The sequence below is a fragment of the Blautia aquisgranensis genome, from assembly GCF_040096615.1.
Classification (GTDB): Bacteria; Bacillota; Clostridia; order Lachnospirales; family Lachnospiraceae; genus Blautia_A; species Blautia_A aquisgranensis.
Genome location: NZ_JBBMEJ010000009.1, coordinates 112,942 through 127,219, shown reverse-complemented (window position 1 = coordinate 127,219; position 14,278 = coordinate 112,942). Strand labels below are relative to the sequence as shown.

General features: G+C 46.8%; 15 protein-coding genes. 13 read left to right on the top strand and 2 right to left on the bottom strand.

Annotated elements, in window-relative coordinates:
• Positions 1-11: 11 nt before the first annotated feature.
• The 8 genes from fabD to WMO28_RS09120 all read left to right on the top strand — a co-directional run bounded on the left by fabD (position 12) and on the right by WMO28_RS09120 (position 7,720).
• A complete protein-coding gene (fabD, locus tag WMO28_RS09155) occupies positions 12-932 on the top strand; it encodes an ACP S-malonyltransferase (protein ID WP_349056749.1) in 921 nt (306 codons plus the stop codon).
• Positions 933-949: 17 nt separating this feature from the next.
• Positions 950-1,690 carry a 3-oxoacyl-[acyl-carrier-protein] reductase gene (gene fabG / locus WMO28_RS09150; RefSeq protein ID WP_178642426.1) on the top strand — a complete coding sequence of 247 codons (741 nt, stop codon included), beginning with the start codon at positions 950-952 and terminating at the stop codon, positions 1,688-1,690.
• Between the two features lie 31 nt (positions 1,691-1,721).
• The gene (gene fabF, locus WMO28_RS09145; protein WP_178642429.1) at positions 1,722-2,963 is read left to right on the top strand and encodes a beta-ketoacyl-ACP synthase II; all 1,242 of its coding nucleotides are present in this window, start codon (positions 1,722-1,724) and stop codon (positions 2,961-2,963) included.
• 2 nt (positions 2,964-2,965) lie between these two features.
• Positions 2,966-3,502 (top strand): acetyl-CoA carboxylase biotin carboxyl carrier protein, encoded by a 537-nt coding sequence (accB, locus tag WMO28_RS09140; RefSeq protein ID WP_178642432.1) that lies wholly within the window; start codon positions 2,966-2,968, stop codon positions 3,500-3,502.
• Between the two features lie 96 nt (positions 3,503-3,598).
• Positions 3,599-4,027 carry a 3-hydroxyacyl-ACP dehydratase FabZ gene (gene fabZ / locus WMO28_RS09135; RefSeq protein ID WP_178642435.1) on the top strand — a complete coding sequence of 143 codons (429 nt, stop codon included), beginning with the start codon at positions 3,599-3,601 and terminating at the stop codon, positions 4,025-4,027.
• Between the two features lie 9 nt (positions 4,028-4,036).
• Positions 4,037-5,401 carry an acetyl-CoA carboxylase biotin carboxylase subunit gene (locus WMO28_RS09130; RefSeq protein WP_349056748.1) on the top strand — a complete coding sequence of 455 codons (1,365 nt, stop codon included), beginning with the start codon at positions 4,037-4,039 and terminating at the stop codon, positions 5,399-5,401.
• Positions 5,391-7,127 carry an acetyl-CoA carboxylase, carboxyltransferase subunit beta gene (gene accD, locus WMO28_RS09125; RefSeq protein WP_349056747.1) on the top strand — a complete coding sequence of 579 codons (1,737 nt, stop codon included), beginning with the start codon at positions 5,391-5,393 and terminating at the stop codon, positions 7,125-7,127. The genes WMO28_RS09130 and accD overlap by 11 nt, the downstream gene beginning before the upstream one ends.
• A gap of 152 nt (positions 7,128-7,279) precedes the next feature.
• Positions 7,280-7,720, top strand: coding sequence for a transcriptional regulator, SarA/Rot family (locus WMO28_RS09120; protein ID WP_178642446.1), 441 nt, complete (start codon positions 7,280-7,282; stop codon positions 7,718-7,720).
• A gap of 83 nt (positions 7,721-7,803) precedes the next feature.
• On the opposite strand, the gene WMO28_RS09115 is transcribed toward WMO28_RS09120, so the two are convergent.
• Positions 7,804-8,082, bottom strand: a complete 279-nt coding sequence (locus WMO28_RS09115) for a type II toxin-antitoxin system HicB family antitoxin (RefSeq protein WP_119239261.1) — start codon at positions 8,080-8,082, stop codon at positions 7,804-7,806.
• Between the two features lie 279 nt (positions 8,083-8,361).
• On the opposite strand from WMO28_RS09115, the gene WMO28_RS09110 reads away from it, so the two are divergent.
• The 5 genes from WMO28_RS09110 to WMO28_RS09090 all read left to right on the top strand — a co-directional run bounded on the left by WMO28_RS09110 (position 8,362) and on the right by WMO28_RS09090 (position 13,744).
• On the top strand, positions 8,362-8,805 hold the full coding sequence (locus WMO28_RS09110; protein WP_178642449.1) for an HD domain-containing protein: 444 nt from the start codon (positions 8,362-8,364) through the stop codon (positions 8,803-8,805).
• Positions 8,806-9,027: 222 nt separating this feature from the next.
• On the top strand, positions 9,028-9,849 hold the full coding sequence (locus tag WMO28_RS09105; protein WP_178642452.1) for a helix-turn-helix domain-containing protein: 822 nt from the start codon (positions 9,028-9,030) through the stop codon (positions 9,847-9,849).
• Positions 9,846-10,652, top strand: coding sequence for a DNA-3-methyladenine glycosylase family protein (locus tag WMO28_RS09100; protein WP_349056746.1), 807 nt, complete (start codon positions 9,846-9,848; stop codon positions 10,650-10,652). Before WMO28_RS09105 ends, WMO28_RS09100 begins: the two co-directional genes overlap by 4 nt.
• Positions 10,653-10,976: 324 nt before the next feature.
• Positions 10,977-11,924, top strand: coding sequence for an alpha/beta hydrolase (locus tag WMO28_RS09095; protein WP_349056768.1), 948 nt, complete (start codon positions 10,977-10,979; stop codon positions 11,922-11,924).
• An 8-nt stretch (positions 11,925-11,932) separates the two neighbouring features.
• Entirely contained in the window at positions 11,933-13,744 is a 1,812-nt protein-coding gene (locus WMO28_RS09090; protein WP_178642458.1) for a DUF6320 domain-containing protein, read from the top strand.
• On the opposite strand, the gene WMO28_RS09085 is transcribed toward WMO28_RS09090, so the two are convergent.
• On the bottom strand, positions 13,741-14,274 hold the full coding sequence (locus WMO28_RS09085) for a DUF3877 family protein (RefSeq protein ID WP_178642461.1): 534 nt from the start codon (positions 14,272-14,274) through the stop codon (positions 13,741-13,743). The genes WMO28_RS09090 and WMO28_RS09085 overlap by 4 nt on opposite strands.
• Positions 14,275-14,278: the final 4 nt, after the last annotated feature.

Below are 14,278 nucleotides of genomic sequence, written 5' to 3'. Positions count from 1 at the left end.
GGGAATATCAAATGGGAAAAACAGCATTCATCTTTCCTGGACAGGGTGCACAGAAAGCCGGAATGGGAAAAGATTTTTATGAAAAATATGATACTGCAAAAAAGGTTTTTGATTCTGCCAGCGAGTGGCTTGAACTGGACATGAAAGCCCTCTGCTTTGAGGAAAACGACAAACTGGATCTCACGGAATATACACAGGCAGCTCTTGTTACGACCTGTCTTGCAATGGAAAAGGTTGTGGAGGAAATGGGACTTCATCTGGATGTAACTGCAGGATTAAGCCTTGGAGAATACTGTGCTATTGAAGCAGCGGGCGGCATGGAGCTTAAGGATGCCATTACCACAGTGCGAAAAAGAGGAATCCTGATGGAGCAGGCTGTTCCGGCAGGGAAGGGCAGCATGGCAGCGGTAATGGGAATGGAAACAGAGAAGATCGAGGAAGTGATCCGGGATATTCCGGACGTGAGCATTGCCAACTATAATTGTCCGGGACAGATCGTGATCACAGGACTTGCAGAAGCAGTAAAGGAAGCCTCCGAAAAACTGAAAGAAGCCGGAGGAAGAAGAGTGATTCCGTTAAATGTCAGCGGTCCTTTTCATTCCGCAATGCTGAAGGATGCAGGAAAGGAACTTGCAAAGGTTCTGGAAAAGGTTACACTTTCTGAACTTCAGATTCCATATGTGACGAATGTAACCGCAGAGTATGTAGAGAGTACAGACGAAACAAAGGCACTTCTGGAAAAACAGATCTCATCTTCCGTGCGCTGGCAGCAGAGTGTAGAGAAGATGATCGCCCAGGGAGTTGATACCTTTGTGGAAATCGGTCCGGGAAGAACGCTGGCAGGCTTTATGAGAAAGATCAACAGAAATGTAAAGGTATATAACATCCAGACAACAGAAGATGCAGAAAAAGTCTGCCAGGAACTGGTATAAAAGAGAAAGGAATCCATATGTCAGATAAAAAAATCGCAGTAGTAACAGGCGGTGCCCGCGGAATCGGAAAAGCTATCGCCCTGGAGCTTGCAAAAGCAGGAAATCTTGTAGTGATCAATTATAACGGATCTGCAGAAAAAGCAGAGGAAACAAAAAAAGAGATCGAGGTGGCCGGTGGCGAGGCAGCGGTCATGCAGTGCAATGTGGCCGATTTTGGCGCATGCGAGGATTTTTTCAAAACCATTGCAGAACGTTATGGACGGGTTGATATTCTGGTAAACAATGCCGGTATCACAAAAGACGGACTTCTTATGAAGATGAGCGAAGAGGATTTTTCCAGAGTAATTGAGGTCAATCTGAAAGGCGCGTTCAACTGCATCCGTCACGTGTCCAGAATGATGCTGAGACAGAGAAGCGGCAGGATCATCAGTCTTTCCTCTGTTGTCGGTTTAAGAGGAAATGCAGGGCAGGCCAACTATGCAGCGTCCAAGGCAGGAATCATCGGACTTACAAAATCTGCGGCAAAGGAGCTGGCCTCCAGAGGAATCACAGTAAATGCCATTGCACCAGGCTTCATTCAGACCGATATGACAGATGTACTTTCTGATAAAGTAAAGGAAAATATCGCAGCCTCTATTCCTATGGGAAGTATGGGAACTGCAGAGGATGTGGCAAAGGCAGCTGCATTTCTGGCATCGGACGGCGCACGCTATATCACAGGACAGGTACTCCGCGTAGACGGCGGAATGGCAATGTAGAAAAGACTCCCGGGAGTCAGGAGGAAGATCGATGAAGAGACGAGTAGTAGTAACAGGACTTGGTGCAGTGACACCTATTGGTAATGATGTGGAGAGCTTCTGGAACGGAGTAAAGGAAGGCAAGGTGGGAATCGGACCGATCACCCGTTTTGATACAACTGGCTATAAGGCAACACTGGCAGCAGAGCTTAAGGATTTTGTGGCAAAGGATCGTATGGATCCTAGAACAGCAAGAAGAATGGAGCCGTTTTCTCAGTATGCAGTGGCGGCTGCACTTGAGGCAGTGGAAAATGCAGGACTGAACATGGAGACAGAGGATCCGTATATGGTAGGCGTGATCATTGGCTCCGGTGTGGGAAGCCTTCAGGCTACAGAGCTGAATGAGAAAAAGCTTGTGGAAAAAGGACCGGCAAGAGTAGATCCGCTTCTTGTGCCGAAGATGATCACAAATATGGCAGCCGGAAATGTCTCCATTGCAATCGGTGCAAAAGGAAAATGCACCAACGTGGTAACTGCCTGTGCCACAGGAACACACTGTATCGGAGATGCGTTCCGTGCCATTCAGTACGGAGACGCGGATGTGATGCTGGCCGGTGGTACAGAAGGTGCCATCTGCCCTATCGGAATCGCAGGCTTTTCCAGCCTGACAGCCTTAAGCACCAGTGAGGACCCGCTTCGCGCCTCCATTCCGTTTGATAAGGACAGGGGCGGCTTTGTCATGGGCGAGGGAGCAGGCGTTGTTGTTCTGGAGGAGCTGGAGCATGCGAAAAAGAGAAATGCCAATATCCTTGCAGAAGTTGTGGGATATGGTGCGACTGCAGATGCTTTTCATATCACTTCTCCGGCAGAGGACGGAAGCGGCGCTGCACGTGCCATGGAAAATGCCATGAAAGAGGCTGGTGTGGCACCGGAGGAAATTGACTATATCAATGCACACGGAACCGGAACACATCACAATGATCTTTTTGAGACAAGAGCCATTAAGCTTGCATTTCAGGATGCTGCAAAAAATGTGAAGATCAACTCCACAAAATCAATGGTAGGACATCTTCTGGGAGCAGCAGGAGCTGTGGAATTTATCGTATGTGTGAAATCCATTCTGGACGGCTTTATCCATCAGACAGTGGGAACCAGGGAAACAGAGGAAGAACTGGATCTTAACTACATGATCGGTGCACCTGCAAGCCAGGAGATACGTTATGCGATGAGCAATTCCCTTGGCTTTGGCGGCCATAACGGAACATTGCTTGTGAAGAAGTATGAGGAGGACTGAACATGGAATTTAACCAGATCCTTGAGCTGATCGATCACGTGTCAGCATCAGAGCTTACTGCTTTTACATATGAGACTGCAGATCTGACCTTAAGTATGGAGCATGGAAAACCACAGATTATCCAGGGTGTTATGGGGGAAACTGTGGAAAACATTCCGGTAGCAGGAAATGCAGGTGGAAAAGTCCACAGCGCAGCAACAGTGCCAACTGTAGCAGAATCTCGGAGCGGACAAGTAGCATCTGTACAGTCAGTTCAAACAGAAGAACCTGCTTCGGCAGCTATATCAGAGAAAGAGGACCAGTCCGGCAACTTTGTAACTTCTCCGTTAGTGGGAACTTTTTACGCGGCACCATCCCAGGATCTTCCGCCATATGTACAGGTAGGCGATAAAGTAAAAAAAGGTCAGGTTCTTGCTATTGTGGAAGCCATGAAGCTGATGAATGAGATCGAAAGTGATTTCGATGGAGAGATTGCGGAGATTTATGTGGAGAACGGAAAACCGGTAGAATACGGACAGAAGCTTTTTCGCATTAAATAAGGCTTATAAAAAATAATAACAGATACAGCTTCGGATAAAAAGCATAACGGTCTTCAGACAGGCTGTTTTACCCGGAGCTTTTCAGGAGGATATGAAATGAGACATCTTGATGTGAAACAGATCGAGGAGATCATCCCACACAGACATCCGTTTCTGCTTGTGGATTATATCGAAGATTATGAACCGGGAGAATTTGCTGTGGGATACAAATGTGTGACTTTCCGGGAGGACTTTTTCAGAGGACATTTTCCACAGGAGCCGGTAATGCCGGGAGTTCTTATGGTGGAAGCACTGGCACAGGTTGGTGCGGTTGCGATCCTTTCCCTGGAGGATATGAAGGGAAAAACAGCGTATTTCGGCGGTATCAATAAATGTAAATTCCGCAGAAAAGTAATTCCGGGAGACAAGCTTCGCCTGGAAACAAAGATCATCCGCAGAAAGGGACCTGTAGGAATTGGTTCCGCAGTAGCATCTGTGGACGGAGAGGTTGCGGTAGAAGCAGAGCTTACATTTATGATCGGGTAAGGTGATTGTATGATTCGAAAGTTACTGATCGCCAACAGAGGCGAGATCGCGGTGCGTATTATCCGTGCCTGCAGGGAAATGGGAATTGCAACGGTGGCTGTTTATTCAGAGGCAGATGAGGAAAGCCTTCACACGCAGCTGGCAGATGAAGCGGTCTGCATCGGACCGGGACCTTCCGCGCAGAGTTATCTGAACATGGAACAGATTATCAGTGCGACAATGGTTTCCGGGGCAGATGCCATTCATCCTGGTTTTGGGTTTCTCTCTGAGAACGCCAGGTTTGCAGAGTTCTGCGAAAAGTGCGGCATCACATTTGTGGGACCGCCATCGAAGGTTATCCGTATGCTGGGAAACAAGCAGATTGCAAGAAGCACCATGATCGCGGCAGGTGTGCCAGTAATCCCCGGAACCGATGGCTCAATCGATGATATTGAGACAGGGCTTAAAGAAGCAGAACGGATCGGATATCCGGTAATCATCAAGGCGGCTCTTGGAGGCGGCGGAAAAGGCATGCGTGTGGCAAACACACCGGAGGAATTTCCGGAAGCTTATGCAACCGCCAGAAAAGAAGCTGAGATTGCTTTTGGTGATGGTACTATGTATATCGAACATTTTGTGGTAAATCCAAGACATATTGAGTTTCAGATCCTTGCAGATAATCAGGGAAATGTGATCCATCTGGGAGAACGTGACTGTTCGATCCAGAGAAATCATCAGAAGATGATCGAGGAATCACCAAGTGCAGCTGTTTCTCCGGAACTCAGAGAAAAGATGGGTCGTGCAGCGGTAACAGCGGCAAAAGCAGCAGGCTATGTCAATGCCGGAACCATCGAGTTTCTTCTTGAGCCGGACGGAAAATTCTGGTTCATGGAGATGAACACCAGAATCCAGGTGGAGCATCCGGTAACAGAGTGGGTCACAGGAATCGACCTTGTGAAAGAGCAGATAAAGATTGCATCCGGTGAGCCACTTACGATCACCCAAAAGGATGTCCACATTATGGGACATGCGATCGAGTGCAGGATCAATGCAGAAAATCCCAAAAAGAATTTCCGGCCGTCACCGGGAATCATCAAAGGAGCACATTTTCCGGGAGGAAACGGGATCCGTGTTGATACCTGTGTGTACAACGGCTGCAAGATCCCACCGTATTACGATTCCATGCTTGCCAAGCTGATCGTTCATGCAGACAACCGGAAGGAAGCCATTGCACGTATGCAGAGTGCGCTTGGTGAGGTGATCATTGACGGAATCGACACCAATATCGACTATCAGTATGAGATTCTGAAAAATGAGGATTACCAGTCAGGAAATTTTGATACCGGCTTTCTCGCAAGCCATACCATTGCAGGAGTGAAGATCAATGAGAATTAAGCACATGTTCAAAAAGACTATCATGGATATCCGGGGAGAGGAACAGGAAAACACACCCGAGGTTCCGGATGGACTGATGCGTAAATGTAATGCCTGCAAGGCAGCAGTTTTTGTAGATGAGGTAAAACGGAATCATTATATCTGCCCGCATTGCGGAAATTATTTTCACATGCCGGCCTATAAGCGGATCAAAATGCTTGTGGACAAAAACAGCTTTGAAGAGTGGGATGCCCATATGGAAGAGAAGAATCCGCTTTCGTATAAGGGCTATGGAGAAAAGCTTCGTGCACTGCGCGAAAAAACAGGACTTGACGAGGCTGTAGTCACAGGAAAGGGCTTCATCATGGGAATGCCTGTGGCGTTAGGTGTATGCGACTGCCGTTTTCTGATGTCCAGTATGGGTGAGGTCGTAGGGGAAAAGATCACCCGCGTTTTTGAACGTGCAACGAAAGAACAGCTTCCGGTGATCCTCTACATCTGTTCCGGGGGTGCCAGAATGCAGGAAGGCCTGGTATCTTTAATGCAGATGGCAAAAACAAGCATGGCGCTCAGAAAACACAGTGATGCAGGACTTCTCTATGTACCGGTTCTGACAGATCCTACGACCGGTGGTGTGACAGCAAGCTTTGCCATGCTGGGAGATATTATTCTGGCGGAGCCAAAAGCACTGATCGGTTTTGCAGGCCCCAGAGTCATCGAGCAGACCATAGGCCAGAAGCTGCCGAAAGGATTCCAGAGAGCAGAGTTTCTTCTGGAGCATGGATTTGTTGACAGGATCGTGGAGCGGGAAGATCAGAGGCTTGTTCTGGCAGATATTCTGAAACTGCATCAGCCGGAAGAAAGCAAAGACCATAAAAACGGACAGTCCAATAAACTGGACAGTAACGATGGAGATGCCGGAATCCGAAAGACAGATATCTGGCCGGAATTTACACCATCCGATGAATTTACGCCCTGGGAGCATGTGCAGACGGCCAGAGCCAAAACACGTCCCACGGGGAAAAATTATATCGAAGAAATTTTTGATGATTTTATGGAATTTCACGGCGACCGTCACTGTGGTGATGACCCGGCTGTGATCGGCGGTGTGGCATTTTTCCATGGAAAACCGGTAACAGTTCTGGCACAGGAAAAAGGCGAAGGCACAAAGGAAAACATTGCCCGGAATTTCGGTATGGTATCTCCGGAGGGCTACTGGAAATCCCTGCGTCTGATGCAGCAGGCAGAGAAGTTTCACCGTCCGGTGATCTGTCTTGTGGATACGCCGGGTGCTTTCTGCGGCCTGGAGGCAGAAGAACGGGGACAGGGCGAAGCAATCGCAAAAAATCTCTACACACTGTCCGGCCTTAAGGTTCCGGTATTGTCCATTGTGATCGGAGAAGGCGGAAGCGGCGGAGCCCTTGCGTTTGCAGTGTCAGATGAAGTATGGATGCTGGAACATTCCGTCTATTCTATTTTGTCTCCTGAGGGTTTTGCGTCGATTCTCTGGAAAGACAGTAAAAAAGCAAAAGAGGCTGCAGCTGTGATGAAGCTGACAGCAGGTGATCTTCTGGAAATGGGGATGATCGAGCATGTGATTCCCGAAACAGAGCCGGTAAGCCGTGAGAATATGGCAGAGGTTTCGGAATATCTGGAAAAGGGAATTGCAGATTTTCTCGGGAAATACAGTGGAAAAGCATGCGAAGAGCTTCTGGAACACCGTTATGAACGCTTCCGCAGAATGTAAAAAACGAAACATTTCGTGTACGGTTATGGATAATATTTCGCACCTGATAAGCAAAAATCCAGTGGAAAAAATATAGTATTTATGTTACGATGACTTCATACAGAGAATCGGAGAAGAATAATAGTCTCCGGAGAAACAGGAGCGGGGTAGGAGTGGACAATCGGGAAGTTATAAATGACGTGCTGGTGCATCTGTTCAATGAGATCCTCCGGCTGGAGGAAGAAGCCATCATCACAGATAAATATAAAGATATTTCCAACAATGATATGCACATTATCGAGGCAGTGGGACTTGGCGGGGGAAATATGTCCTCTATCGCAGCCAAGCTGAACATTACAGTGGGATCTCTTACGACTTCCATGAACAGTCTTGTGAAGAAAGGCTATGTGAAGAGAGAACGAAGCGAAAAGGATCGCCGTGTTGTCTTTATCCAGCTTACCAATAAGGGACGTATGGCATATCATCACCATGCGGAATTCCACAGACAGATGACAGATGCAGTGCTTGCAGAGCTGAACGAAGATGAGGCAGATGTACTTGTGAAGGCACTGGACGGACTGCGTAGATTTTTCAGACAGTATCACGACCAATGAAAAATAAAAGCATCAGGATCGATCGAACCTCAATAGTAAGGCAGCGACCGATCCCGGTGCTTTTTGTGTTTCAGAGAAATGTTTTATTCATCCCATCCATCCTGGAAACGGATATTGACGGAAATATTGCGGACAACATCGCCTTCTTTCAGATCCAGATCGCTTTCCTCGGAAACAGGAGGAAGCTTGCCCTCGAACTCCATAAGCTCTGTGTAGATCCAGTCATAGGCAGCTGCATTGGCATTCTCAATGGCATCATCCAGAGTATCACCTTTTGCTTCGCAGCAGGCAAGATCCGGGAAAAAAGCGTTGTATTTTTTGTCCTCGGTGGGACGGAAAACTGCGGGATATATAAATTTCATAGGTTCAGGTTCCTTTCTTTTCTGGAATGGGATAAGTTTCGGACATTATCAATAACAGGATTCTGCCCGGATGAAATTAAGTATATACCAATTTCAGGATGAGGGCAAGACTGCAGGATTCGATATAAGAAGAAATGATAGACATATAAGAGTTATTGTCCTTGTGGGAAAGACAGTCAGATGATATAGTATATTAACAGAGTACAAAAAAGATTGCTGTAAACGGAGTAAACAGTGATCATAACGGCGGTTCGGCGGAACCGGACGGGAGGCGCGGATATGATTTATACAGCTTTGACGAAAAAAGCTATGAAGGTGGCATATGAGGCACATCATGGACAGACAGATCGAAGCGGGGTTCCTTATATTTTTCATCCTTTTTATGTGGCTGAGCAGATGGACGATGAGCTCAGCACCTGTACGGCACTTCTCCATGATGTTGTAGAAGATACGGAAATTTCTTTTGAGGATTTGGCGAGAGAATTTCCGGAAGAGGTTGTGGAGGCTCTGCATTTTCTCACGAGAGATAAGAGCATGAATTATTTTGACTATATCCGGAATCTCCGGAAGAATTTAATTGCAAAAAAAGTGAAGCAGGCTGATCTGCTCCACAATTCTGATGTAACACGTCTCGCTGACTGTGAAAATATATCTGACCGACAGATTTCCCGTTTACAGGGAAGATACAGACGGGCACTTGAGATTCTTTCTGAGTCCACGTGATTTCAGACATCATTGTGGACATTTTTAGCGGAAGCAGTATGGGTATCTTCCACACATCTCCATGTAGCTTCTAAATGCTTCTTTCAGAAATTCTTTGATTTTTCTCATTTTGTTTTCCTCCTCTTTTCTTTAACTTACAAATGCATTATAATAAACCCTTGGTAACATTACGTGCCAAAAATACAGAAAAAGTAGCCAAATCTTGCAGGAGATAAAAAAGACATGCTTCCAATATACGAAGAAAAAAAGAAGGATCTGCATATTCATCTTAAGACATCTGCACATGCTTCGCCCCATCTTCACAACTCTACGGAATTTATTTATATTACCGAGGGGAGTCTGGAGCTGGGAATGGGACAGGAGCTTTTTCACATGGAAGAGGGAGATTTCGCAGTGATCTTTCCGGATGTGATCCATCACTATCAGGTTTTTTCCCAGGGAAACAACAAGGCCTGCTATCTTTGGGCGAAGCCTGCACTGAATGGACAGTTTACGGAGATCATACAGAACAGCTGCCCGGAAGACCCGGTGATAAAGAAAGAAGATGTACATCCGGATATTGTCAATGCAGTCAGCTGCCTGCTGGCAAACCGGAAGGCGAAGGACGATGATTTTGCCGTGGAGCAGGCTTATGTGCAGATACTGCTGGCCAGAAGCATTCCGCATTTTCAGCTTACAGAGAAGAGCCGTGTGGAAAGCAATGATATTATTTATCAGACAGTGTCCTATATAGCTAGGCATTTCAAAGAGTCAGTTTCGCTGGAAAGCATGGCCCGGGATCTGGGAATCAGCAAGTTTGCATTGTCCAGAGTTTTTTCCGGAACCTTTCACCGGAACTTCAATCAGTTTCTGAATGAGCAGAGACTGAATTATGTGGTCGTTCATCTGGAATGTACAGAGGACAGCATTACGGATATCTGCATGGATGCCGGATTTGAAAGCCAGAGGACTTTCAACAGGGTATTTCGCGAGCGGTACCGGATGACGCCAAGAGAATACCGGAATTCATATAAAGAAAAATACTTACGAGAGGAATTAACATGATCACAGTAGAGCTGGAACATTTCAGCCTTGACAAAATATGCGATTCCGGACAGTGTTTCCGGATGCAGAAGCTTGGAAACGGACATTTTTCCATGGTAGCAGGAGATCAGTATCTGGAAATGCACCAGGAAAAAGGAGTTGTGGATTTTTACTGTTCGCAGGAAGAGTTTGTCTGTTACTGGGTGCGGTATTTTGACCTGGATACAGATTATGAGGAGTATATGAAGGTCGCCAATCCGCGGGATAAATATTTAAATGCAGCCATAAAAGCAGGCGACGGGATACGGATCCTGAGGCAGGATCTGTGGGAGATGATCGTCACATTTCTGATATCACAGCAGAATAATATCAAGCGGATCCGGAAATGTATCGAGACGATTTGCCGCACATATGGGGAGAAAAAAATCTCTTCAGGAGGCGTGGAATATTATGCTTTTCCGACTGTAACTGCGCTAAGCGGAGCCACAGAGGAGGAACTGCGGGGGTGTGGTATGGGCTATCGTGCGAAATATATTGCAGTGACAGCGCGGATGATCGAATCCGGAGAGGTTTCTCTGGAAAAAATTTATGATATGCGTTATCACCGGGCAAAAAAAGAGCTGTTAAAGCTGTGTGGTGTGGGAGAAAAAGTGGCAGAGTGTATCTGTCTTTTTGCACTGCACCATATGGACGCTTTTCCGGTGGATACCCATATTCATCAGGTAATGGCAGCGCATTATAAGAGGGGATTTCCCAACCGGAGATACAAGGGGATGCGTGGGATCATGCAGCAGTATATTTTTTACTATGACTTGTACTCATAAGCGGCGGATGCTATCATAGGTGAAGACATAACAAAACTTCGCGGAGGTGAGAAAAAAATCAGAAAGCATTTACTGAGACTGAGAAGACCACACATAAAAAAGAAAGAAAACAGCTATTATATCCTGGGATATAAGGGAACGGAAGTGATCATCCGTACAGATCATGAGATCCTGAAGCGGCTGCATTATGAACGAACCTGTGTGAAACACATCCGGATCATGGCGAAATATAATACAGAAACAAAATATATATACACAAGAAAAGGAAACAGACGAAGCCGTCAGATCATCATTCCGGGAATACCGGAAAAAAATGAAAATACCATGCCGCGTGCTGTAAAAACGGTTCTGCAGGCACTTTCCTACGGAGGGATCGAACTGGAAGCCTCCAGAAAGCTGGCAGATATCAAGAAGATGGATCCAATGAGGATCTTTTACAAAACCCTGGATGCGGAAGTTTATAATGGAGATTATAAGGTTCCGATCCGGCTGTTCTTTCCAACAGAGGAGGCCATGGAAAACGGGGCCGCCTCCGGCAAAAAGCCTTCGGTCATTCTGTTTTTTCACGGGGGTGGCTGGGTCACAGAGAGCGTGGAGAATTACGAACGTGTCTGTGCCAGAATGGCACAGTCCACAGGACAGATCGTGGCGTCTGTGGAATACAGGCTGGCACCGGAGCATCGTTTTCCGGTGGGATTAATGGACTGCTATGCTGCGGCGAAGGTTTTTTATACGAACCGTTTTCTGCTGAATACAGATCCGGACCGCATCACCATCATGGGTGACAGCGCAGGTGGCAATCTGGCATCAGCGGTGTGCATGATGGCCAGGGACAGGGGAGAGTTTTTTCCAAAGAAGCAGATCCTGATCTATCCGGCACTGAATAACTGTTATACAGAGGCGTCCCCTTTTGAATCTGTGAAGACGAACGGAACAGGCTATCTTCTCACTGCGGAGAAGATGGAGGATTATCTGAAGCTTTACGAGAGAACTCCGGAGGACCGGCAGAATCCGTATTTTGCACCGATCCTTGCGGGAGATTTCCGGAATATGCCGGATACACTGATCCTCACGGCGGAATTCGACCCGCTGCGTGATGAGGGGGAAGCATTTGGCAGGAAACTTGCGGAAGCAGGCAATTACGTGGAGACGCACCGTATCGCAGGTGCTTTTCACGGATATTTTGCACTGGGGATCAAGTTCCTTCATGTGCAGGAAAGCTTCGAATATGTGAATCGTTTTCTTGAGAGAGAGGAAGCAGGAAGAAGGTAATTAGTATCATGAAGAACGAATATGCACAGTGGAGAAAACTGGATAATGCAGCACTGGCTTTCCCTGCGGCAACAGGAAAAAATGACACCAGGGTATTTCGTTTTTACTGTGAACTGAAAGAAGAGATAAAAGAAGAAACATTGCAGGCAGCACTGGATCAGACCCTGGAAAAATATCCGCTGTTCCGTGCAGTCCTTAGAAAGGGACTGTTCTGGTTTTATCTGGAGCGGCGGGATATTCCGGCCATTGCGGAAAAGGAGAAGGGAGCACCATGCAGCGGACTTTATATTCCGGATAAAAAAACGCTTCTTTTACGGGTGAGTTATTATAAGAACCGGATCAATTTCGAGGTATTTCATGCGCTTACGGATGGAACCGGTGCTATGCATTTTCTGATGGAGCTTGTGAAAAATTACATCAGGAAGGCTCATCCGGAGGCCGATCTGCCGGAGCTTTTTTCTGAAGAGAATGTTACAGGCAGAGATATGGAGGAGGACAGTTTTTCCCAGTATTATTCCTCTGATGCGCCACGGAAACGTGAATCCAAGAAGCCAGCCTTTCAGCTGAAAGGCGAGAAGCTCCGCCAGGAGGATATGAGCATCACGGAAGTCTGTATTCCGGTGAAGGAGATCCATTCCAGGGCAAAAGCCGCCGGGGTATCGATCACGGTTTTTCTGACCGCTGTCATGCTGTGGGCGATTCATGAGGAGGTGCCGAAAAATCAGGTGAAAAAACCGATCGGCCTGATGATTCCGGTAAATTTAAGAAACTATTTTCCTTCACAGTCCATGGCGAATTTTTTCGGCTGGATCGAGATCAGCTGCTATTTTTATCCAGATACCACGTTTGAGGATATCCTGAAATCAGTAAAAGAACAGTTCGAAAAAGAACTGAGCAGGGATGTGATCGCCGCGAAGCTGAACGATCTGGTAAGCCTGGAAAAAAATCCTGTGCTGCGTCTGGTGCCGTTGGAGATCAAGACACCGTTTCTTCTGGCAGGAACCACGCTTGGGGGAAGATCCATTACTGCGATTTATTCCAATGTAGGTATTATCCGGATGCCGGAGGAATACCTGGAATATATTCAGCGATTCGGACTTTTTGCAAGTACGGACAGTCTGCAGTTATGCTCCTGTTCTTTCGGGGATGAAATGGTATTAAGCTTTACATCGAAGATCCCCAATGGAAATATTGAGCGGAATTTTGTGGAAAAACTGAAAAAAGAGCAGGTGTCCTGTGAGATCCGTGAGAATGATTTTCCGGGACAGAAAGAGGAGCGGAAGCAGCCGGTGAAGGTTTTTGAGAGCTTTACGTTTCTGTGCATTCTGCTTGCGGTTGTCTGCAATCTGGTGGATTTTATGACAGATAAATGTATCGAATGGGCCTGGTTTGTAACTGCCGGAGCATTTTGCAGCTGGCTGATGGTTTCGGTGGCTTATGTGAAACGAAGGAATCTTCTGAAGAATGAGATGTGGCAGCTGGTGATCGTAGCGATTGCCGGAGTTCTCTGGGATGTGTTTACCGGCTGGCGTGGCTGGTCTGTAGATTATCTGCTTCCTCTGGCAGCGCTTGCGGTGATCTGCTCCATGTGGGTGATCACGGCTGTGCAGAAGCTTGAAACAGCAGAATATATGATCTATCTTCTGGAAGCAGGAACGTTTGGACTGGTGCTTCCGCTGATCTTAAGTGTGACCGGTGTGGTAAAGATTCTGTATCCGTCACTGATCAGCATGTGCGTAAGTTTTCTGATGCTGGTGTGGCTGCTTCTGTTTAAGCGCAGGGATACGATCCGGGAGATGCAGAAGAAGTTTCGGGTTTAAAACCCGAAATCTTCATAATCTTCTGGGGTGAATTTGTGATAGATCATATGCTCACCTTCAAGAGAGAGACAGTACCGGTAATCGTCCGGGATTCCGTCTTCAAAATATACGAGATAATCAAAGCCAGTGCCGGTAGTTTTTTCCATGTGTACATGCTTGGAGTACGCGTGAAAAACTTCCATCACTTCATCCAGCGTACAGCCATGGCGGGCTACCGTATTTATGAATCGTACCAGAAATTCACTGGGTTTCCGGTTCTCGTGAACATAGTCGGAGGCCTGTGGAGGCAGTGTGATGCAGAAACGCTCGTTTTTGGAAGAAGCTTTTATTTTTCCGAGGCGTTCGCAGGCATAGTCGGAGAATTTCTCCATTGCGTGAAGCATTTCGGATTCGCTGAGCTCTGTGCCCAGAAGACGGTTCAGAGACTGCAGCGGATAATAGAAGCGGGTCACACCACTCATATATCCGATCTTGACCTGCTGTTCCTGGATCATGTCCAGAAGATTATTTTCCAGTTTTTTGAAATTCATAAAG